At 73.8% G+C, this 20428-nt stretch carries 16 protein-coding genes; 13 read left to right on the forward strand and 3 right to left on the reverse strand.

What is annotated here, in order from left to right:
- Positions 1-54: 54 nt before the first annotated feature.
- From AB0R04_RS10550 to AB0R04_RS10600, 11 genes are all read left to right on the forward strand, one after another.
- On the forward strand, positions 55-1998 hold the full coding sequence (locus AB0R04_RS10550) for a TIGR03960 family B12-binding radical SAM protein (RefSeq protein WP_063347557.1): 1944 nt from the start codon (positions 55-57) through the stop codon (positions 1996-1998).
- 308 nt (positions 1999-2306) lie between these two features.
- A complete protein-coding gene (locus AB0R04_RS10555) occupies positions 2307-3068 on the forward strand; it encodes a TIGR03936 family radical SAM-associated protein (protein WP_063347556.1) in 762 nt (253 codons plus the stop codon).
- Positions 3069-3500: 432 nt separating this feature from the next.
- Entirely contained in the window at positions 3501-7130 is a 3630-nt protein-coding gene (locus AB0R04_RS10560) for an Rne/Rng family ribonuclease (protein ID WP_363369889.1), read from the forward strand.
- A gap of 233 nt (positions 7131-7363) precedes the next feature.
- Entirely contained in the window at positions 7364-7681 is a 318-nt protein-coding gene (gene rplU, locus AB0R04_RS10565) for a 50S ribosomal protein L21 (RefSeq protein WP_063347554.1), read from the forward strand.
- A gap of 14 nt (positions 7682-7695) precedes the next feature.
- Positions 7696-7953, forward strand: coding sequence for a 50S ribosomal protein L27 (gene rpmA / locus AB0R04_RS10570; protein WP_030309712.1), 258 nt, complete (start codon positions 7696-7698; stop codon positions 7951-7953).
- Between the two features lie 100 nt (positions 7954-8053).
- Positions 8054-9532 (forward strand): GTPase ObgE, encoded by a 1479-nt coding sequence (gene obgE / locus AB0R04_RS10575; protein WP_063347553.1) that lies wholly within the window; start codon positions 8054-8056, stop codon positions 9530-9532.
- A 311-nt stretch (positions 9533-9843) separates the two neighbouring features.
- Positions 9844-10980: a glutamate 5-kinase gene (gene proB / locus AB0R04_RS10580; protein ID WP_063347552.1), complete on the forward strand. Its 1137-nt coding sequence runs from the start codon at positions 9844-9846 to the stop codon at positions 10978-10980.
- A gap of 168 nt (positions 10981-11148) precedes the next feature.
- Positions 11149-11673 carry a hypothetical protein gene (locus tag AB0R04_RS10585; RefSeq protein WP_363369892.1) on the forward strand — a complete coding sequence of 175 codons (525 nt, stop codon included), beginning with the start codon at positions 11149-11151 and terminating at the stop codon, positions 11671-11673.
- 165 nt (positions 11674-11838) lie between these two features.
- Positions 11839-13161 (forward strand): glutamate-5-semialdehyde dehydrogenase, encoded by a 1323-nt coding sequence (locus AB0R04_RS10590; RefSeq protein ID WP_363369894.1) that lies wholly within the window; start codon positions 11839-11841, stop codon positions 13159-13161.
- Positions 13162-13284: 123 nt separating this feature from the next.
- Positions 13285-13863 (forward strand): hypothetical protein, encoded by a 579-nt coding sequence (locus AB0R04_RS10595; protein WP_063347549.1) that lies wholly within the window; start codon positions 13285-13287, stop codon positions 13861-13863.
- A 116-nt stretch (positions 13864-13979) separates the two neighbouring features.
- Complete coding sequence (locus AB0R04_RS10600) at positions 13980-15038, forward strand: hypothetical protein (RefSeq protein WP_063347548.1); 1059 nt, start codon at positions 13980-13982, stop codon at positions 15036-15038.
- On the opposite strand, the gene AB0R04_RS10605 is transcribed toward AB0R04_RS10600, so the two are convergent.
- Together AB0R04_RS10605 and AB0R04_RS10610 are read right to left on the reverse strand one after the other, a co-directional pair.
- Positions 15039-16619 carry a HAMP domain-containing sensor histidine kinase gene (locus AB0R04_RS10605; protein ID WP_363369896.1) on the reverse strand — a complete coding sequence of 527 codons (1581 nt, stop codon included), beginning with the start codon at positions 16617-16619 and terminating at the stop codon, positions 15039-15041.
- Positions 16609-17286 (reverse strand): response regulator transcription factor, encoded by a 678-nt coding sequence (locus AB0R04_RS10610; protein ID WP_363369898.1) that lies wholly within the window; start codon positions 17284-17286, stop codon positions 16609-16611. The genes AB0R04_RS10605 and AB0R04_RS10610 overlap by 11 nt, the downstream gene beginning before the upstream one ends.
- A 129-nt stretch (positions 17287-17415) precedes the next feature.
- Between AB0R04_RS10610 and AB0R04_RS10615 the strand changes: the two genes are divergently transcribed.
- Entirely contained in the window at positions 17416-18822 is a 1407-nt protein-coding gene (locus AB0R04_RS10615) for a DUF2079 domain-containing protein (protein WP_363369900.1), read from the forward strand.
- 57 nt (positions 18823-18879) lie between these two features.
- Here AB0R04_RS10615 and AB0R04_RS10620 read toward each other — a convergent pair whose 3' ends face one another.
- Positions 18880-19974 carry a M48 family metallopeptidase gene (locus AB0R04_RS10620; RefSeq protein WP_363369902.1) on the reverse strand — a complete coding sequence of 365 codons (1095 nt, stop codon included), beginning with the start codon at positions 19972-19974 and terminating at the stop codon, positions 18880-18882.
- Positions 19975-20222: 248 nt separating this feature from the next.
- On the opposite strand from AB0R04_RS10620, the gene AB0R04_RS10625 reads away from it, so the two are divergent.
- Positions 20223-20369: a hypothetical protein gene (locus tag AB0R04_RS10625; RefSeq protein ID WP_159398425.1), complete on the forward strand. Its 147-nt coding sequence runs from the start codon at positions 20223-20225 to the stop codon at positions 20367-20369.
- Positions 20370-20428 lie beyond the last annotated feature (59 nt).

Consider the following 20428-nt stretch of genomic DNA (forward strand, 5'->3'; position numbering starts at 1 on the left):
CCGTCGCCTGCCGATGCGCGCGGCACCGAATCACGTCGTAAGGGTTCCTAGTACATGACTGTCGAATCGGTCTTCCCACGCCTGGAGGCCCTCCTCCCGCACGTCCAGAAGCCGATCCAGTACGTCGGCGGCGAGCTCAACTCGACCGTCAAGGACTGGGACGCCTGCGACGTCCACTGGGCGCTGATGTACCCCGACGCCTACGAGGTCGGCCTGCCCAACCAGGGCGTCATGATCCTCTACGAGGTGCTCAACGAGCGCGAGGGCGTGCTCGCCGAGCGCACCTACAGCGTCTGGCCGGACCTCGAAGCGCTGATGCGCGAGCACGACGTCCCGCAGTTCACCGTGGACGCGCACCGCCCGGTGAAGGCCTTCGACGTGTTCGGCCTGTCGTTCTCCACCGAGCTCGGCTACACCAACATGCTCACCGCGCTCGACCTGGCCGGCATCCCGCTGGAGGCCAAGGACCGCACCGACGAGGACCCGATCGTCCTGGCCGGCGGCCACGCCGCGTTCAACCCCGAGCCGATCGCGGACTTCATCGACTGCGCGGTGGTCGGCGACGGCGAGCAGGCCGTGCTCGACATCACCGAGCTCGTCCGCGGCTGGAAGGCCGAGGGCCGCCCGGGCGGACGCGACGAGCTGCTGCTGCGCCTCGCCCGTACCGGCGGGGTGTACGTGCCGAAGTTCTACGACGTGGAGTACCTGGCCGACGGCCGGATCGGCCGCGTCGTGCCGAACGCCCCGGGCGTGCCGTGGCGGGTGTCCAAGCACACCGTGATGGACCTCGACGAGTGGCCCTACCCGAAGCAGCCGCTCGTCCCGCTCGCGGAGACCGTGCACGAGCGGATGTCCGTGGAGATCTTCCGCGGCTGCACCCGCGGCTGCCGCTTCTGCCAGGCCGGCATGATCACGCGCCCCGTGCGGGAGCGAAGCATCACCGGCATCGGCGAGATGGTGGAGCGCGGGCTGAAGGCGACCGGTTTCGAGGAGGTGGGCCTGCTGTCGCTGTCCAGCGCCGACCACACCGAGATCGGGGACATCGCCAAGGGCCTGGCCGACCGCTACAGCGACGACAAGATCGGCCTGTCGCTGCCGTCCACCCGCGTCGACGCCTTCAACATCGACCTCGCCAACGAGCTGTCCCGCAACGGCCGTCGCTCGGGCCTCACCTTCGCCCCCGAGGGCGGCAGCGAGCGCATGCGCAAGGTGATCAACAAGATGGTGTCGGAGGAGGACCTGATCCGCACCGTCGCCACCGCCTACGGCAACGGCTGGCGCCAGGTGAAGCTGTACTTCATGTGCGGCCTGCCCACCGAGACCGACGAGGACGTGCTCCAGATCGGCGCGATGGCGAAGAACGTCATCCAGAAGGGCCGCGAGGTCACCGGCCAGAACGACATCCGCTGCACCGTCTCCATCGGCGGGTTCGTGCCCAAGCCGCACACCCCGTTCCAGTGGGCCCCGCAGCTGTCCGCCGAGGCGACCGACGCCCGGCTGGCCAAGTTGCGTGACTCGATCCGCGGCGACCGCAAGTACGGCAAGAACATCGGCTACCGCTACCACGACGGCAAGCCCGGCATCGTCGAGGGCCTGCTGTCCCGCGGCGACCGCCGCATCGGCGCCGTCATCCGCGCCGTCTACGAGGACGGCGGCCGCTTCGACGGCTGGCGCGAGCACTTCTCCTACGACCGCTGGATGGCCTCCGCCGAGAAGGGCCTGGCCGGCACCGGCGTCGACGTCGACTGGTACACCACCCGCGAGCGCACCTACGAGGAGGTGCTGCCCTGGGACCACCTGGACAGCGGCCTCGACAAGGACTGGCTCTGGGAGGACTGGCAGGACGCCCTGGAGGAGGTCGAGGTCGACGACTGCCGTTGGACCCCGTGCTTCGATTGCGGCGTGTGCCCGCAGATGGATCTCAAGATCCAGATCGGTCCCACCGGGAAGAAGCTGCTGCCGCTGGCCGTGGTCAACGGGGCTGCCCCGCAGGGCTAGTTGATGGTGCGGGTGGTACGGATAGCGCGGATCGGGTGGGTCCGGGCCGCGTGACGTGCTCGAAGTGACGGATGGAGCCCTCCCCGGGAATCGGGGAGGGCTCCACGCGTTCGCCGGGCGGACGACGGCCGGGGGCGTCGGGGCGCGGCTGACCAGGGGCGGGACGAGGGGGGTGGCGGGGCGCGTACCCTTTGAGGTGACAGAGTCCGGACAGCGGCGGCAGCCGTCGCGCCGGACGGGGACAACTGACTAAGGACTGAGCGACCCTGGCACGCCGTACGCCCGACGGTCCTCCGCCCGCGCCGACGGTGCAGCGGATCCGTCTCCGCTACACCAAGCGCGGCCGGCTCCGCTTCACCAGCCACCGCGACTTCCAGCGCGCTTTCGAGCGCGCCCTGCGCCGGTCCTCCGTGCCGATGGCCTATTCGGCCGGCTTCACCCCGCACCCGAAGGTGTCCTACGCCAACGCGGCCCCGACCGGGGTGGCGAGCGAGGCGGAGTACCTGGAGATCGGCCTGGCCGCCCTCCGTGACCCGGAGGAACTGCGGGCACAGCTGGACGAGTCGCTGCCGACTGGACTGGACGTGATCGACGCGGTCGAGGTCCGGACGCCGAACTTCGTGGAGCGCCTGGAGGCCTCCGAGTGGCTGGTCCGGCTGGACGGCGTCGAGCCTCAGGAGGCCGCCCGCGCGGTCGCGGTGTTCCTCGCCGCCGAGCGGGTCGAGGTCGAACGCGTGACCAAGAACGGCGTGCGGGTCTTCGACGCGCGCGGTCCGGTGGCGGCGCTCGAGATCGCCGCGCCGCAGGTCGTCGACGGTGCGGACACGGCGGCCGAAGCGGACCGCGATGTTCGGACCGGCCGTCCCTGTGCGATACTGCGCCTGGTAGTACGACACGCCACACCAGCCGTACGACCCGACGACGTATTGTCCGGTCTCCGTGTGACGGCCGACCTGGCGCCGCCGGTCCCCGCAGAGGTGACCAGGCTGGCGCAGGGGCCGCTCGACGAGGAGTCCGGCACGGTGACCGACCCGCTGGCGCTCGACCGCGCCGCGGCCCCGGCCGGCTGACAGCCGCCGGGGTGCGCGGGGCCGCGTCCGCCTGACGGGCGGAGGCCGGGTCCAGTGCCTCACTGGGCCCGACGGTCCTCCAGGTTCCCGCGGCTCCCCAGGGGAGCGAGCGTCGTCGCAGCACAGGCCGGCCACCTGAGGCCCGCCGACCAGGACGGTCGGTGGGCCCGGGAACCCCGTCCGGGAGCCACCCGGGGTTGGGGAACGGCACAGCTTGGGAAAACCTCAGAAGACTGGTCAGACCAGAAGACTTTCGACACCCCGCCGTGCGGCGGGGCGCCGAGCGAGACTACGAGCCCCTGTGCGGCCTCGCGTCCGCGCGGCGGCACCGTGAAAGGGTCCGGCCCGAGCATCCTCGCGATGCCGGCCGGCCACGGGTGCCGTGCCGTGCCCGGATGTGGAGCCCGGGGGCCTGACGGGAGATCCACCCGCATGCTCGATAACACCGATCCGCAGCAGAACGCGGCGACGGAACAGAACGAGACCGCCCCGACCGGCGGCGAGGGCACCTCCGCGGCGCCGCCGCGCCGCCGTCGCCGTGCGGTGTCCCGCCCGGCGGGCACCCCGCAGGGTGCGGCCGCCGAGACGGCCGAGACGGTCGTCCAGGCCGAGGCGCCCGCCGCCGAGGCACAGGCCGCACCGGCCGCCGAGCCGGTGGCCGAGAAGCCGGTCCGGGCCCGCCGGACCCGCAAGCGCGCCGAGGCTCCGGCCGGGACGCCGGAGGCGACCCCGGTCGTGGTCACCGAGCCGGCCGCCGCCGAGGCGCCCGCCGCCGAGAAGACGGCGAAGACAAGCGCGAAGGCGGCCGCGAAGCCGGTCGAGAAGGCCGCTGAGCCGGCCGCCGAGAAGGACGAGAAGGCGGAGAAGCCCGCCCGGGCCCGCCGCACCCGCAAGCGCGCCGAGGCGCCCGCCGGGGCGCCGGCCGCCGCCGAGACCCCGGCCGAGGAGCCTACTGCCGCCGCCCCGGTGGCCGAGGCCCCCGCCGCCGAGCCGGCTGCCGAGGAGGCCCCCGCCGCTCCGGCCCGCCGGGCCCGTCGCCGCCGCGTGGTCGAGGCCGCGCCGGTCGTCGAGACCCCGGTCGAGGAGCCCGCCGCCGCGGAGGAGCCCGTCGAGGAGGAGCCGGCCGAGGAGGCCGTGGCCGTCCAGCCCGCGCCGGCCGCCGAGCCGACCCACCGGGTGCGCCGCCGTGCGGTCCGCCCGTCCACCGCGATCTTCCAGGCTCCGGTGTTCCAGGAGCCCGCCGCCGCCCCGGCCGCCACCCCGGCTCCCGCCGTGCAGCCGCAGGCGCAGCAGCAGCCCGCCGCTGCCGCCCCGGCGCCGGTCGAGGCCCCGGCCGCCGCGCAGCGCGAGGAGGACGAGTTCGAGTACAGCGGCGTCGGCCGCCGCCGCCGGGTGCGCACCTCGGTGCGGGTGCAGCCGCCGAGCCGTTCGAAGGCCGCCGAGCGGAAGGCCGCCGAGCGGGCCGAGCGGGCTGAGCGGGCCGAGAGGGCGGAGAAGGCCGAGAAGGCCAAGGCCGTCGAGAGGGCGAAGGCCGCCGAGAAGGCGAAGCCGGTCGAGCGGGTCGTCGAGGTGCCGGTCGAGGCGCCCGTCGTCGAGGCCCCCGTCGCCGGTCCGGAGACCGAGGGCGAGTGGGAGGACGACCGTCCGTCGCGCCGTCGCCGTCGGGGCGGCCGCCGTCGTCGCCGTGGCGAGGCCGAGGAGTTCGAGGCCGAGGCCGTCGAGACCGGGCAGCCCGTCGTCGAGGAGCCGGCCGCGGACGTCGAGGAGGACGTCGAGGACGATGACGACCTGGCCGCCGGCCTGTCCTCGTCCCGCCGTCGTCGCCGTCGTCGCCGCCGCAGCGGTGAGGCCGGTGCCGTCGAGACCGCCGAGACCACCGAGGACGGGGTCCGCACGGTGGTGAAGGTGCGCGAGCCGCGCCGCCGTTCCACCGAGCCGTCCTTCGACCCGGACGAGGTGCAGTCCATCAAGGGCTCGACCCGTCTGGAGGCGAAGAAGCAGCGTCGCCGCGAGGGCCGCGAGCTGGGCCGCCGCCGGGTGCCGATCATCACCGAGGCCGAGTTCCTGGCCCGCCGCGAGTCGGTCGAGCGCGTCATGGTGGTGCGCCAGAACGGCCAGCGGACCCAGATCGGCGTCCTCGAGGACGGCGTGCTGGTCGAGCACTACGTCAACAAGGAGCAGGCCACCTCGTACGTCGGCAACGTCTACCTGGGCAAGGTCCAGAACGTGCTGCCGTCGATGGAGGCGGCCTTCGTCGACATCGGCAAGGGCCGCAACGCCGTGCTGTACGCCGGCGAGGTCAACTTCGGTGCGCTGGGCCACGGTGGCCCGCGCCGGATCGAGTCGGTGCTGAAGTCCGGCCAGTCCGTGCTGGTGCAGGTCTCCAAGGACCCGATCGGCCACAAGGGCGCCCGCCTGACCAGCCAGATCTCGCTGCCCGGCCGCTACCTGGTCTACGTGCCCGAGGGCTCGATGACCGGCATCTCGCGCAAGCTCCCCGAGAACGAGCGCGCCCGCCTGAAGCAGATCCTCAAGAAGATCGTCCCGGACGACGCGGGCGTCATCGTGCGCACCGCCGCCGAGGGCGCCTCCGAGGAGGAGCTGACCCGCGACGTCCAGCGGCTGCAGCAGCAGTGGGAGGACATCCAGAAGAAGGCCGCGACCGGCAACGCCCCCGCGCTGCTGTACGGCGAGCCGGACATGACCGTCCGGGTCGTCCGCGACATCTTCAACGAGGACTTCACCAAGGTCATCGTCTCCGGCGACGAGGCGTGGAGCACCATCCACGACTACGTCTCCAACGTGGCCCCGGACCTCGCCGGGCGGCTCCAGCGGTGGACCTCCGAGGTGGACGTGTTCGCCACCTACCGGATCGACGAGCAGCTGATGAAGGCGCTGGACCGCAAGGTCTGGCTGCCCAGCGGCGGTTCGCTGGTGATCGACCGCACCGAGGCGATGGTCGTCATCGACGTCAACACCGGGAAGTTCGTCGGCCAGGGCGGCAACCTGGAGGAGACGGTCACCCGCAACAACATCGAGGCGGCCGAGGAGATCGTGCGCCAGCTGCGGCTGCGCGACCTCGGCGGCATCATCGTGATCGACTTCATCGACATGGTGCTGGAGTCCAACCGGGACCTGGTGCTGCGCCGCCTGCTGGAGTGCCTGGGCCGGGACCGGACCAAGCACCAGGTGGCCGAGGTCACCTCGCTGGGCCTGGTCCAGATGACCCGCAAGCGGGTCGGCCAGGGCCTGCTGGAGTCCTTCTCCGAGCCGTGCGTGCACTGCAACGGCCGCGGCGTGATCGTTCACATGGAGCAGCCGAGCGCCCACGTCCACACCCCGGCCGTGTCGGCCGAGGCGGCCGCGGGCAGCAGCAAGCGCCGTCGCCGGGGCAAGGGCGGGGCGGCCGCCGAGGAGCCGCAGGCCGTCGAGGCCGCGGTGGCCGAGGTGGTCGTCGAGGGCGAGCCGGTGCGCGAGGAGATCGAGGGCCAGCTGGCCCTGGAGGTCCCGGGCGTCGAGGCGGAGGCCGTCGAGGAGGCCCCGGCCGCCCAGCCGGACCTGGTCGAGATCCCCGCCGCCGCGGCGGCTCCGGCCGGCCGTACCCGTCGCCGCGCGGTCCGCAAGGCGACGGCTCCGGCCGGGGCGCCGGGCGAGGCCGAGATCGTGGTGCTCCAGGCGCGGGCCGACGCGGCGCTGGAGGCGGCCCTGGAGGCTGCCACCCCGGCCGCCCCGGCCGTGGTGACCCCCGAGGCCGTCGAGGCCGTGGAGGCCGTCGCCGAGGCGCCCGCGGAGGAGACCCCGGCCGTCGAGACCGCGGAGGCCGTCGTCGAGGCGCCCGTGGAGGAGGCCCCGGCCACCGAGGCCGAGGCCGAGGAGCCGTCCGCGGAGGAGGCTCCGGCGCCCAAGAAGCGGGCCGCCCGCAAGACCGCCGCGAAGAAGACCGCCGCCAAGAAGACGACCACGGCGGCCAAGAAGACCACCGCCCGCAAGACCGCGACCAAGCGGACGAGCGCGGCGGCCAAGAAGGCGGCGGCCGCCGAAGGTGATACGGCGGCCGAGTAGTGCCCACGCGCCCGGGGCGGGACCCTTCCCGCCCCGGGCCGTACGGGCCGGTTTGCCCCCCGGGCGGCCGGTCCGTATTCTTGACCCTCGGCGTGTCTACGCCACACGCTCCCGAGCACATCACCTTCCCGAAGCGCCGCGTTCGCGCGGCAGCGGGCGGGGAGAGGCCCCTGTGTCCGTACCCAGGCGGCTGGCGTCGGGAGTTCCGACCGAGTAAGGAAAGCAGGTACCGCATGTACGCGATCGTTCGCGCAGGCGGCCGCCAGCACAAGGTCGCCGTCGGCGACGTGCTGGAGATCGACCGTATCGAGGCCAAGCCGGGTGACTCGGTCGAGCTCTCGACCATCCTGATCGTCGACGGCGAAGCCGTCACGTCCGACCCGTGGGTCCTGGCCGGTGTGAAGACCCACGCCGAGGTCGTCGACCAGACCAAGGGTGACAAGATCATCATCCTGCGCTACAAGAACAAGACCGGCTACCGCCGTCGCCAGGGTCACCGTCAGAAGCACACCGCGGTGCGCATCACCAGCATCGACTCGGTCAGCAAGTAAGGGGATAGCGAGATATGGCACACAAGAAGGGCGCAAGCTCTACCCGTAACGGCCGTGACTCGAACGCCCAGCGCCTCGGCGTGAAGCGCTTCGGCGGCCAGGTCGTCTCCGCCGGCGAGATCCTCGTGCGTCAGCGCGGCACCCACTTCCACCCGGGTGCGGGCGTCGGTCGCGGTGGCGACGACACCCTGTTCGCGCTGACCGCCGGTGCCGTGCAGTTCGGCACCCGCCGCGGCCGCAAGGTCGTCAACATCGTGGCCGTCGAGGCCTGAGTCACACCAGACTCACAGTGAAGGGTGGGCCGGAATGTTCCGGTCCACCCTTCATGCTTTACGCAGGTAGCAGCAGACTTTCGCACACTGGAGGCACACCATGACCACCTTCGTGGACCGCGTCGAACTTCACGTCGCCGCGGGTAACGGGGGCCACGGCTGCGCCTCCGTGCACCGGGAGAAGTTCAAGCCGCTCGGCGGCCCCGACGGCGGCAACGGCGGCGAGGGCGGCAGCGTCATCCTCACCGTCGACGCCCAGGTCACCACCCTGCTGGAGTACCACCACTCGCCCAAGCGCAAGGCCACCAACGGCAAGCCCGGCGCGGGCGGCCACCGCACCGGCGCGGACGGCGGCGACCTCGTCCTGCTGGTGCCGGACGGCACCGTGGTGCTGGACCGCAACGGCGAGGTGCTGGCCGACCTGGTCGGGCACGGCACCAGCTTCGTCGCCGCCCAGGGCGGCCGCGGCGGCCTCGGCAACTCCGCGCTGTCCTCGGCCCGCCGCAAGGCGCCCGGCTTCGCGCTGCTCGGCGAGCCCGGCGAGGCCCGCGACATCGTGATGGAGCTCAAGTCCGTCGCCGACGTGGCCCTGGTGGGCTACCCGAGCGCCGGCAAGTCCTCGCTGATCTCGGTGCTCTCGGCGGCCAAGCCGAAGATCGCGGACTACCCGTTCACCACCCTGATCCCCAACCTCGGCGTGGTCACCGCCGGCGACACCGTGTACACCATCGCCGACGTGCCCGGCCTGATCCCCGGCGCCAGCCAGGGCCGCGGCCTGGGCCTGGAGTTCCTGCGGCACGTCGAGCGCTGCTCGGTGCTGGTGCACGTGCTGGACTGCGCCACCCTGGAGCCAGGCCGCGACCCGCTGACCGACCTGGAGACCATCGAGGCCGAGCTGGCCGAGTACGGCGGTCTGGAGGAGCGCCCGCGCCTGGTCGCCCTCAACAAGGTGGACGTGCCGGACGGCCAGGACATCGCCGACCTCACCCGGGAGTCCCTGGAGGAGCGCGGCTACCAGGTGTTCGAGGTCTCCGCCGCCTCCCGCAAGGGCCTGCGCGAGCTGAACTTCGCGCTGGCGCAGATCGTCGCCGAGGCGCGCGCCGCCAAGCCGGTCGAGGAGTCGACCCGGATCGTGCTGCGGCCCAAGGCCGTGGACGACGAGGGCTTCACCATCACCGAGGAGGACGGCGCCTACCGCATCCGCGGCACCAAGCCGGAGCGCTGGGTCCGCCAGACCGACTTCTCCAACGACGAGGCCGTCGGCTACCTCGCCGACCGGCTGGCCCGCCTCGGCGTCGAGGACAAGCTGTGGAAGGTCGGGGCGCACGAGGGCGACACCGTCATCATCGGCCCGGACGAGAACGCCGTCGTCTTCGACTGGGAGCCGACCATGGCCGCCGGCGCCGAGATGCTCGGCCGCCGCGGTGAGGACCACCGCCTGGAGAGCCCGCGCCCGGCGGTCGACCGCCGCCGCGAGAAGCAGAAGGGCCGGGACGCGGCCGAGGCCGAGTTCCTCGCCTTCGAGGCGCTCTCCAGCACCCGCCCGGCCGCCATCGACGAGGGCGACGACGAGGAGTGACCCGGCCGGCCGGGACGCGTCCTGAGCCGGCCCGGGCGAACGGCCCCCACCACCCTCCGGGGCGGTGGGGGCCGTTCGCGTGTCCGGCCCCCGTCCGGAACTGACGGAGCGTCACTTCGCTCGGGAGGCCCGGGGCTTCAGCGGGTCGGCCGGGCCGTGTCGGCCGTCCGGACCGGCGGCCCGGCCGTGGCGGCGCCGGTCCAGCCGGTGAAACACCCTGCGGGCGACCTGCGCGGATCGCGTAGATTTCGGGGGTGACGGCCGGGCCCGGCCCGCCGCACCCGCACCACACCGGAAGGGCGTACAGCGAGATGAGCGAGGACTCACTGCGCGAGGAGGTGCTGACCGCCCGGCGGATCGTCGTCAAGGTCGGCTCCTCCTCCCTCACCACGGCGGCCGGCGGCCTGGACGCCGACCGGGTCGACGCCCTGGTGGACGCGCTGGCCAAGGTGCGCAGCCGCCCGGACGCGCCAGAGGTCGTCCTCGTCTCCTCCGGCGCCATCGCCGCCGGCCTGGCCCCGCTCGGCCTGGACCAGCGGCCCAAGGACCTGGCCCGCCAGCAGGCCGCCGCCAGCGTCGGCCAGGGCCTGCTGGTCGCCCGCTACACCGCCTCCTTCGCCCGGTACGGCATCCGGGTCGGCCAGGTGCTGCTCACCGCCGAGGACGCCAGCCGGCGCGCCCACTACCGCAACGCCTACCGCACCCTCGACCAGCTGCTGGCGATGGGCGCGATGCCGATCGTCAACGAGAACGACACCGTCGCCACCGCCGAAATCAAGTTCGGGGACAACGACCGGCTGGCCGCGCTGGTCGCCCACCTGGTCCGGGCCGACCTGCTCGTGCTGCTCTCCGACGTGGACGGCCTCTACGACGGCGACCCGGCCCGGCCCGGCACCAGCCGGATCGACCAGGTGAGCGGCCCGCACGACCTCGACGGCGTCGAGATCGGCAGCGCGGGCAAGGCCGGCGTCGGCACCGGCGGCATGGTCACCAAGGTCGAGGCGGCCCGGATCGCCACCGGCGCGGGCATCCCGGTGGTGCTCACCGCCGCCAGCCAGGCCGCCGACGCGCTGGCCGGACGGCGCACCGGCACCCTGTTCCTGCGTACCGGCAGCCGCACCTCCGACCGGATGCTCTGGCTGGCCCACGCGAGCAGCCCGCGCGGCGCCCTGCACCTCGACGCGGGCGCCGTCACGGCCGTCGTCTCCGGCGGCGCCTCGCTGCTGCCCGCCGGGGTCACCAAGGTGGACGGGGAGTTCACGGCGGGTGATCCGGTGGACCTTCTTGCCGAAAACGGCCACATCGTGGCTCGCGGACTGGTCAACTTTGATGCGAGGGAGTTGCCCCGCCTGCTCGGCCGGTCCACCCGCGACCTGGCCCAGGAGTTCGGCGCCGCGTACGAGCGTGAGGTCGTCCACCGCGACGACCTGGTCGTTCTGCGCGGCTGACCGGCCGGTGTGCCGGTACCGGCCGATCGGTTGAGCGCGGTCGGCGGGCCGCTCCGTACGGGGAGTGGCCCGGCCGCGGGCGAGGAGCGGTGCAGCCGTACCGGTCGGCCGCGGGCCGGCGGGTCCGGTGCGGGGGACGACACGACATCGCCGAACAGGAGGCCGCCGGTGGAACGCAGAAGCGAGGCAACGCTGACCGCAGGGACGGCGGGCCGGCGGCTGACCAGCATCGACGGCGGACGCGGGGACGGACCCGCCGAGCCGGCCGGTCCGCCGCCGCAGGGGCCCGGCGGGACGCGCAGGCCGCGGTCGCAGCACGCGGACCCGGGGGAGCCGCCCACCGTGCCCGAGCAGGCCAGGCTCTGGCACGTGGTGCTGAGCGTGTCCGGGCAGGTCACCCCGCTGTCCTCGCTGCGCGTCTCGTTGGAGCGGCTGGCGTACGACCACTCGTTCTTCCTCACCGCCCGCTACGCCGCCGACCACGCCGAGATCCGGTACTGGGAGCAGGCCCGGGACCTGCACGACGCGGCGGCGATCGCGCTGCGGCTGTGGGGCGAGCACAAGGTCACCGCGAACCTGCCGCCGTGGGAGATCGTCGGCCTGGAGGTGGTCGACCGGGCGACGTACCACAAGCGGGTGGCGGAGGGCTTCGGCGATCCGCCGCCGCACCTGGGCGGGGTGCACCCGTACTGAGGGGGGACGCACCCGGGGTGCGGCCCCCGGGGTGCGGCCCCCGGGGTGCGGCCCGGAGTCGGGTGAGCCGAAGGGGAGAACCGTCTCGCCGGGCCGTCTCATCGGGCCGTCCCGCCAGACGAAATGGCTGCTCGGCGGGCCCTGCGCAGTCGCTACCCTTGGCGCATGACCAGCGACCTCGCCACCGCCGACAGCCCCGTCCTCGCCGTAGCGCGCCGAGCCCGGGAGGCCGCCGCCGCGCTCGCCCCGCTGCCGCGCAAGGCGAAGGACGCCGCGCTGCTGGCGATCGCGGACGCCCTGGTGGCCCGCAGCGCCGAGATCACCGCCGCCAACGCCGAGGACGTGGCCCGCGCCCGTGAGGCCGGCACCGCCGAGTCGGTGATCGACCGGCTGAGCCTCGACCACGAGCGGATCGCCGCGATCGCCTCCGACGTGCGCGACGTCGTCGGCCTGCCCGACCCGGTCGGCGAGGTGTTGCGCGGCTACACCCTGCCCAACGGCCTGGACGTGCGCCAGGTGCGGGTGCCGCTCGGCGTGGTCGGCATCATCTACGAGGCCCGGCCGAACGTCACGGTGGACGCCGCCGCGCTCTGCCTCAAGTCCGGCAACGCCGTGCTGCTGCGCGGCTCGGCCTCCGCCTACCGCTCCAACACCGCGCTGGTCGCCGTCCTGCGGGACGCGGTCGCCGCCGCCGGGCTGCCCGCCGACGCCGTCCAGCTCGTTCCGGGCGAGAGCCGGGACTCTGTCCAGGAGCTGATGCGCGCCCGCGGCCTGGTCGACGTGCTGATCCCGCGCGGCGGGGCCTCGCTGATCCGCACGGTGGTCGAGGGCTCGACCGTGCCCGTGATCGAGACCGGCACCGGCAACTGCCACGTCTACGTGGACGCGCAGACCGACCTGGCGATGGCCGTCGGCATCCTGCTGAACTCCAAGGCGCAGCGGGTCAGCGTCTGCAACGCGGCCGAGACGCTGCTCGTCCACCAGGACGTCGCGGACGCCTTCCTGCCGCTCGCGCTGGCCGCCCTCGCCGAGGCCGGGGTGACCGTGCACGGCGACGACGCGGTGCTCAAGGCCGCCGAGGGCGGCGCCGCCACCGTGGTGCCCGCCACCGACGAGGACTGGGGCGCCGAGTACCTGTCCTACGACCTGGCCGCGGCCGTGGTGCCCTCGCTGGACGCCGCCGTCGAGCACATCCGCCGCTGGTCCTCCGGCCACACCGAGGCGATCGTCACCACCTCGCAGGCCGCTGCCCGGCGCTTCACCCGGTTGGTCGACTCGACCACGGTGGCCGTCAACGCCTCCACCCGCTTCACCGACGGCGCCGAGTTCGGCTTCGGCGCGGAGATCGGCATCTCCACCCAGAAGCTGCACGCCCGCGGCCCGATGGGCCTGCCCGAGCTGACCAGCACCAAGTACATCGTCACTGGTGACGGGCACGTGCGCGGCGAGGCGACGCAGACCGTGGGCGGGGACGCGGACGCGCGCTGAGCGCGGCCCGCGCGGCGGGCCGGCCGGGCCCCGGAGCGGTCGGCAGCGGCCCGCGTCACACGTGTGACGGACCAACTGCGATGAGCCACAGACAAATCGGCCGCCCGGTAATACGCTGAATCCGTGGCTGACGATGTGGGGGGCTCGCCGTACCCCGACGGCGCCGACCACGGTGGTGCGGACGACGAGTTCGCCACCGTGGTCTTCGATGAGGCCTTCGTCCGGTCCGCCGCCGTGCACGAGCCGACGGCCAAGGAGCGGCAGCTCGCCGCCGCCGAGGCCCGGTTCGAGCCGGACACCGCGGGCCCGGTCTGGGGCTATGACGTCACCGCCGGGGACGGGCTGCCGCTGGAGCTGCGCCCGCACCCGAGCGGACTGGACGACGACCACCTGTACCCCGATCCCTGGTCGGGCCCCGGCCGGGCGACCGGCCGCCCGGGCCGCCGCCGACGCGGCTACGACCCGGGGCGCGGGCGCGGGCGGTACGTGGCCCAGCAGCGCTGGCACCGGCCGGTGGCCTGGGTGCTCGCCGTGATCATGGGCGTGAGCCTGGTGGCCGTCGCGGTCGCGGCGATCTACCAGGGCGTGGGCGGCTCCTCCGGCGCGCCCCGGCGCCCGGAGTCCGGCAGCAGCAGCCCCGGGACCGACCCGAGGCCCGCGCCGGCCGAGCCGTCGCTCGTGGTCACGGCACCTGCGGGGTGACGTCGTAGGGCGTGGCGCAGGGGTGGTGCGCGCCGGGGCGGGCGGTTGCGGGGCGTTCCCGGGAATCTGCGGTCGCACCCTCGTGGAGGGGCGACGGCGCGCCTTACCCTGGTGTCATGGGTGACCCGCGAGAGCCTCCTGAGGGTGCGCCCGACGGTGGTTCCGGCAATGAGGACGAGTTCCGGTCCGTCGTCTTCGACGAGTCCTTCGTCCGGGCTGCCCGGATCCAGGAGCTGTCCGCCCGGGAGCGGCTGGCCGGCTCCTTCGGCCGGGCGACCCGCCCGCGGGTGCGGTTCGGCCCGCTGGGCAGCGTGCCGCGGCAGGCGCTCGCCCTGCTGCTGCTCGTGCTGCTGGCCTTCGGGGCCGCGGTGTACTTCGGGGTCAGCTCGCCGAACCGGATCTCGGCCCGGCCCGAGGGCAGCCAACTGACCGTCAGCCTGGTCGCGTTGAGCCCGGCCTCGGTGGTCCGGCCGGTCGCCGACCCGGCCAACCCGTTCGCCGCGCTGCCGGTCGGGTACAGCGACGGGGCGATCGGGCTGGGCACCCCGACCGGGGCCGCCACCGAGCACTTCAGCCGGGTCGAGGTGACCAAGGCGCTCGACACCGTCCAGCGCTACCTGGTGGCCTCCTCGCTGGCCCCGGCCACCCTCGTCCAGGGCGCGACCGCCGATGTGCGGGCCTTCGTCACCCCCGGGGAGCAGGCCCAGTTCGACACCAGCGTGACCCAGTCGGTCGACGACCGGCACCACGCGCTGACCGGCTGGCTGGTGCGTTTCGACCCGGCGCAGGTCGCGCTGGCCGCCGACACCGTGAAGGTGACCGGCGCGATGCGGATCGACGAGGCCGACGGCGGCACGCTGCAGATCACCACCGACCACACCTTCGTCTACGCGCTGAAGCCGGCCGGAGCCGCGGCCGGTGCGCCCGTCACCCTGGAGACCGTCCGGCGGCAGCTGACCTTCCAGTTCGACCGGGTCGACCTGGCCTCGGCCCAGCTGCGGCTGGTGGACTCGGTGATCCAGGCCGGGCCGGAGCCCTGCACCACCTCGATGGCCGGCTTCCTCCAGCCGGTGCTGGCCACCCCGCAGGGCACCCAGGTCCCGCCGCCGGCGCCGATCGATCCGGGCAACCACGCGCAGCCGGCCTGGCAGGTGTGCGGGGTGCTGGCGCCCTAGCTAGGGCGTGTCCGGGGCGTCGGCGGCGAGTGGGAGGCGGACCACCGCGCGGGCGCCCGGGCCGGGCGGTGGCGGGTCGGTGAAGGCGGCGGTGCCGTCGACGCCGCGGGCGATCGAGCGGACCAGGGCGAGGCCCAGGCCGGCGCCGCCGGCGTCGCGGGAGCGGGCGTCGTCCAGCCGGACGAACCGGTCGAAGACCCGCTCCCGGTCCTTGGGCGGGATGCCCGGGCCGTCGTCCGTGACGGTCAGCACGGCGTGCCCGTCCTCGACGGTCACCGAGACCGCGACGGCGGTGCCGGCGTGCCGGGCGGCGTTGTCGAGCAGGTTGCGCACCAGCCGGCCCAGCCGCAGCTCGCTGCCCGGGACGGGCGCGGGCTCCAGGGAGACGGCCAGGAAGGCGGGCCCGCCGGTGGACGGGTGGGCGCGTTCGGCGACCTGCTCGCCGACCAGGTCGGCGAGGTCCACCGGCTCGCCGCCGAGCGGCCCGGTGGGCTCCTCGACGGCGGCGAGCAGCAGCAGGTCGTCGGTGAGCAGTTGCAGCCGCTCGGTGCCGGTGAGCGCGTCGCGCACCACCTGCGGCCACTGCACGCCCGCCGGGTGGGCCAGCGGCACCTCCAGCGAGTTGCGCAGCGCGGCCAGCGGGCTGCGCAGCTCGTGCGAGGCGTCCGAGACCAGCCGGCGCTGCTCGTCGATCGCGTGTTCCAGGCGGCCGAGCGTGGTGTTGGTGGTCTCGGCCAGCCGCGCGATGGCGTCCCGCGAGGGCGGCACCGGGACCCGCTCGTGGAAGGCTCCGGCGCCGATCCGGGCCATGCCCCGGCGGATCGACTCCACCGGGCGCAGCGCCAGGCCGGTGACCAGCCAGGCGATCAGGGCGGTGAACAGGGTGGCGCCGGGCAGCACGTAGCGCAGCAGGATGCCGGTGATCCGGTCCTCGGCCTGGTCGGCGACGGTGGGGTTGACCAGCAGGTAGACGGTGACGCGCTGCTCCGGCAGGCCCAGGATGCCGGTGTACTGCCGCAGGGCCTGGGAGGAGACCGGGTCGGTGACCCGCTTGATCATGGTGACGTCCCGGCTGGTGAGGGAGGGGCCGTTCTCGGGCCAGTGCCACAGCCGGGTGTGGTCGGGCAGGGTGATCCGGACCTGCTCGGTGTGTGCGGGGGAGACGTCCTGGGGGTAGGGCGGGAGGGGAGCGAAGGGTTCGGGTGGCAGGCCCGCGTACTCGCCCAGCAGGGTGCTGGGCCCGAGCCCCTTCTTGTTGGGGTAGATGGTGATGCTGCCCCGGCCGTTGGGGGATAGCGGGAAGGCCACCTGGCCGTCGGCCAGTACCAGCAGGAACGACTCCTTCAGGGTCGAGGTCCAGGTCTGGGCGCCGGTGGGTATGTCGTGGGCGACGAGCTCGGCGCTGTCCTGGGCCTGTTTCTCGGCGACCGCCGTCCACTGGTCGTGGACCGCGCCGCCGACCCAGAGGGCGGCCACCGAGAAGGCCAGCACCGAGGCGAGGGCCGCGCCGAGGGCGGCGCGGACGCGGAGCGAGGAGCGGTGCCAGGGGCGCAGCAGCGGGCGGAGGCGGTCAGTGCGCATCGGGCACCAGCCGGTATCCGGCGCCGCGCACCGTCTCGATCCGGCAGCCGACGCCGGGCACGTCCAGTTTCCGCCGCAGGGCGGCGATGTAGACCTCGACGATGTTCACGTCGCCCCGGAAGGCGGCGTCCCAGACGGTGTCCAGGATGCCGCCCTTGGGGACCACCTCGCCGGGGCGGTGGGCCAGGCATTCCAGCACGGCGAACTCCTTGGTGGTGAGCCGGACCTGTCGGTCGGCGGCGGTGCAGCGGCGGGCCGCCGGGTCGATCCGCAGCGCGCCGACCGCGAGCACCGGCGGGCGGGCGGCGGCGCCGCGGCGCAGCAGGGCGCGCAGCCGGGCGGTGAGCACGACGTAGGAGAACGGCTTGCTGAGGAAGTCGTCGGCGCCGCAGTCCAGCGACTCGGCCTCGTCGTACTCGCCGTTCTTCGCGGTGAGCATCAGAATCGGTACAGAATTCCCGGCGGCGCGCAGTTCGCGGCAGACCTTGAAGCCGTTGAGGCCGGGCAGCATCAGATCGAGCACGATCGCCGAATAGGGTTCGGTGAGGGCGAGTTCGAGCCCCCGGGCGCCGTCGTGGGCCAGGTCGACCGCGTATCCCTCGGCCGCCAGCCCCTGCCTCAGGGACTGCGCGAGCCGCTCCTCGTCCTCGATGATCAGTAGCCGCATGACGGACATCCTTAAGGGAATTCCGTTTTCCCGCAACGGCCTTGACCGGCTTGCCCGGGATATCCGAGCTGAAGTTTTCCTCAGCTTTCCTCAGTTTCCCTTCAGCGGGGAATTCCTAGCGTCCGGGTCATGGATTTCCGACGTGTGCTGCCGTGGTCGGTGGCCGCCCTGCTCGCCCCGCTGTACGCGGCCGTCTCGCTCACCAGATACGGCCGGTTGGAGAGTGCGGGTTTCGACCTGGGCATCTTCGAGGAGGCGGTGCGCGCCTACGCCCGGCTCGAAGCACCGGTGGTCGCGCTGAAGGGCACGGGCTTCAACCTCCTGGGCGACCACTTCAGCCCGGTGCTGGCTGTGCTGGCGCCGTTCTACCGGCTCTGGCCGGGGGCGGGCACGCTGCTGGTGGCGCAGGCGGTGCTGGTGGCGCTGTCCGCGGTGCCGGTGACGGGGTACGCGGTGCGGGTGCTGGGGCCGGCGGGCGGGGCGGTCGCCGGGGTCGCGTACGGGCTGTCGGCGGGGTTGCAGAGCGCGGTGGCGTTCGACTTCCACGAGGTGGCCTTCGCGGTGCCGCTCGCGGCGGCCGCGGTGGTGGCGCTGGCCCGGGAGCGGTACGGCCCGGCGGTGGCGTGGGCGCTGCCGCTGCTGCTGGTCAAGGAGGACCAGGCGCTGCTGGTCGCGGCGGTCGGCGGCTACGTGTGGTGGCGCGGGCGGCGCCGGCTGGGGGCGGTCACCGTGCTGGCGGCGGTGGCGGCCGGGCTGCTGGTCACCCTGGTGGTGATCCCGGCGCTCAACCCGGGCGGTGAGTACACGTACGGGCACATGGGGGAGTTCGACGGCGGGAACCCGCTGGCGCGGCTGCTGTTCCCGGCGGTCAAGGCGCTGACCGTCCTGCTGCTGCTGGCGCCGACGCTGCTGCTGGCGCTGCGCTCGCCGCTGGTGCTGCTGGCGGGCGTGCTGCTGGCGGCCCGGTTCTGGGTGGACAATCCGGCGTTCTGGCGCACCGGGCAGCACTACGACGCGGTGCTGGTGCCGCTGCTGTGTACGGCGGGGCTGCACGGGGCGGGCCTGTTGTTGCCCCGGCTGTCCCGGCTGGGCCGACTGGGCCGGGGGCTGCCGGTGGCGGCGGGGATGCTCGCCGTCACGGTGGCGCTGACCGCGACCGGCCCGGTGGCGGGCGTGCTGTCGGGGGACGCCTGGCGGGGCGACGGACGGGCGGCGCAGGTGCGCCGGGTGCTGGCGGTCGTCCCGGACGGCGCCCGGGTGGCCGCCGCCAACCGTCTGGCGCCGCAGCTGACCGGGCGCTGCACGGTGTCGCTGTTCCCGTACCTGACGCCGCCGGGTGGGCCGGGAGGGGCGGGCGGTCCGGGCGGCTGGGGGCGGCCGGTGGCGGAGTGGGTGGCGGTGCTGGAGGAGCCGGACGGCTTCCCGGTGCCGGTGGCGGAGCAGCGGCGGTTCCTGGCCGGGCTGGTCGACGGCGGCGGGTACCGGCGGGTGGCGGACGGGGCCGGGGTGGCGGTGTACCACTGGCAGCCGGGCTAGGCCGACGGCCGGTGACCCCGGGCGGGGTGCACCGGCCGTCGGCGCGGGTGCGGCGGGTCAGCCGTCGGTGCGCTCGCCCCGGTCGGTGCGGCCGTCCTCGCGGGTGGCGGAACCGCCGCGGGAGCCGCCGGTGAACGTGTCGGCGAAGGTGTCGCGGAGCTTGCCGCCGACGGTCGCGGCGCCGCCGGCCACGTCGCGGATCAGGCCCATCAGCGGGTCCTTGCTCTCCTTCACCGAGGTCGTGTAGTGGTCGGCGGCGGCCTTCCACTGCTCGCCGACCGAGGTGTCCGGGTCGTCCGTGCGGCGCGGGTAGGCGCCGGCCAGGATCGAGCGGTACTCGTCGCTCTCCGCCCACTTCTTCAGCTGGGCGACCCGCACCACCGCGAACGGGTGGCTCTGCGGCAGCAGCTGGAGCAGCTTGAGCACGCCGTCGCGCAGGTCGCCGGCCTTGTCGTACTCCTCGGCCTGCTCCAGGAAGGCGTCGACGTTCAGTTCGGCCAGGTTGTGCCCGCCGGCCAGTTTCATCAGGGCGCGCATGGACGCCTGGACGTCCTGCCCGGCGAGCAGGCCGGCCCGGTCGCTGGACAGCTCCGCCTTGCGGAACCACTCCTTGAGCGCGGTGACGATCGCCATGATCGCCAGGTTGCCGAGTGGCACCCAGGCGACCCGGGTGGCGATGTTGGTGAGGATCATCAGCATCGTCCGGTAGACCGCGTGGCCGGACATCGCGTGGCCGACCTCGTGGCCGATGACCGAGCGCAGCTCCTCCTCGTCGAGCAGCTCGATCAGGCCGCTGGTGATCACGATGATCGGGGTGTCGATGCCGATGCAGTACGCGTTGACCGTCGGGTCCTGGGTGACGTACAGGTCCGGGACCTGCTCCAGGTCGAGCACGTAGGCGGCGTCGCGCACCATGTCGTTCAGCTCGGGGAACTGGCGCTCGGAGGTCTTCACGGCGGTGGCCAGGAACATCAGCCGGATCGAGCGCTCGGACACCAGCCCGGCGAGCTTCCGCAGGACGTCGTCGAAGCCGGTGAGCTTGCGCAGGGCGACCAGGGCGGAACGGTCCGCAGGGTGCTCCCAGGCGCGGGTGGAGATGTCGGGGAAGCGCTGGCGGCGCCGGCTCGGGGTCTTCGCGGTCGGGTCGGTCATGGTCTGAGTACCTCCTGGTCGACGGCGGCCCCGGCTCGGCGGCCGGCCCCCGCTGGTCTACGCCTGCAACGACTGTCCTTGCAACGTCCGCGGTTGCGTACTCGTCCCCACGGGCAGCGTACGCGCGGGCCGGGCCACGCCGCAGGGGTCGGTGGGCGGCGCCGGTGTGAGGCCGGTCTACCCTGAATGTCCTGGAGAACCGAGACCGGATCCGGCCGCGGTACCGAGCAGTTCGAGGAGCCCCGCAGATGTCCACCGACGCGCTTGTCAGCCTGGCCGCACCCATCTCCAACGAGGCCGGCCCGGGCCTGTTCCTGCGGATCATCGTGGTGGCGTCGTTCGTCGGCGTCGGCCTGCTGGTCTGGATCATGGCGCGGGCCTTCCGCGGCAACTGAGCACCGCCGCCCCGGTTCGGGCTCACGCCCGGTCAGCGGCGGTGGGCCGCCGAGCGGTT

Source organism: Kitasatospora sp. NPDC056731 (assembly GCF_040687675.1).
In the GTDB taxonomy this organism is placed as follows: domain Bacteria; phylum Actinomycetota; class Actinomycetes; order Streptomycetales; family Streptomycetaceae; genus Kitasatospora.

What these genes read in the sequence shown, in the direction of transcription:
- AB0R04_RS10550 (WP_063347557.1), top strand. Translation starts at nt 55, where the DNA reads ATGACTGTCGAATCGGTCTTCCCACGCCTGGAGGCCCTCCTCCCGCAC.
- AB0R04_RS10560 (WP_363369889.1), top strand. Translation starts at nt 3,501, where the DNA reads ATGCTCGATAACACCGATCCGCAGCAGAACGCGGCGACGGAACAGAAC.
- rplU (WP_063347554.1), top strand. Translation starts at nt 7,364, where the DNA reads ATGTACGCGATCGTTCGCGCAGGCGGCCGCCAGCACAAGGTCGCCGTC.
- rpmA (WP_030309712.1), top strand. Translation starts at nt 7,696, where the DNA reads ATGGCACACAAGAAGGGCGCAAGCTCTACCCGTAACGGCCGTGACTCG.
- obgE (WP_063347553.1), top strand. Translation starts at nt 8,054, where the DNA reads ATGACCACCTTCGTGGACCGCGTCGAACTTCACGTCGCCGCGGGTAAC.
- proB (WP_063347552.1), top strand. Translation starts at nt 9,844, where the DNA reads ATGAGCGAGGACTCACTGCGCGAGGAGGTGCTGACCGCCCGGCGGATC.
- AB0R04_RS10590 (WP_363369894.1), top strand. Translation starts at nt 11,839, where the DNA reads ATGACCAGCGACCTCGCCACCGCCGACAGCCCCGTCCTCGCCGTAGCG.
- AB0R04_RS10600 (WP_063347548.1), top strand. Translation starts at nt 13,980, where the DNA reads ATGGGTGACCCGCGAGAGCCTCCTGAGGGTGCGCCCGACGGTGGTTCC.
- AB0R04_RS10605 (WP_363369896.1), bottom strand. Translation starts at nt 16,619, where the DNA reads ATGCGCACTGACCGCCTCCGCCCGCTGCTGCGCCCCTGGCACCGCTCC.
- AB0R04_RS10610 (WP_363369898.1), bottom strand. Translation starts at nt 17,286, where the DNA reads ATGCGGCTACTGATCATCGAGGACGAGGAGCGGCTCGCGCAGTCCCTG.
- AB0R04_RS10615 (WP_363369900.1), top strand. Translation starts at nt 17,416, where the DNA reads ATGGATTTCCGACGTGTGCTGCCGTGGTCGGTGGCCGCCCTGCTCGCC.
- AB0R04_RS10620 (WP_363369902.1), bottom strand. Translation starts at nt 19,974, where the DNA reads ATGACCGACCCGACCGCGAAGACCCCGAGCCGGCGCCGCCAGCGCTTC.
- AB0R04_RS10625 (WP_159398425.1), top strand. Translation starts at nt 20,223, where the DNA reads ATGTCCACCGACGCGCTTGTCAGCCTGGCCGCACCCATCTCCAACGAG.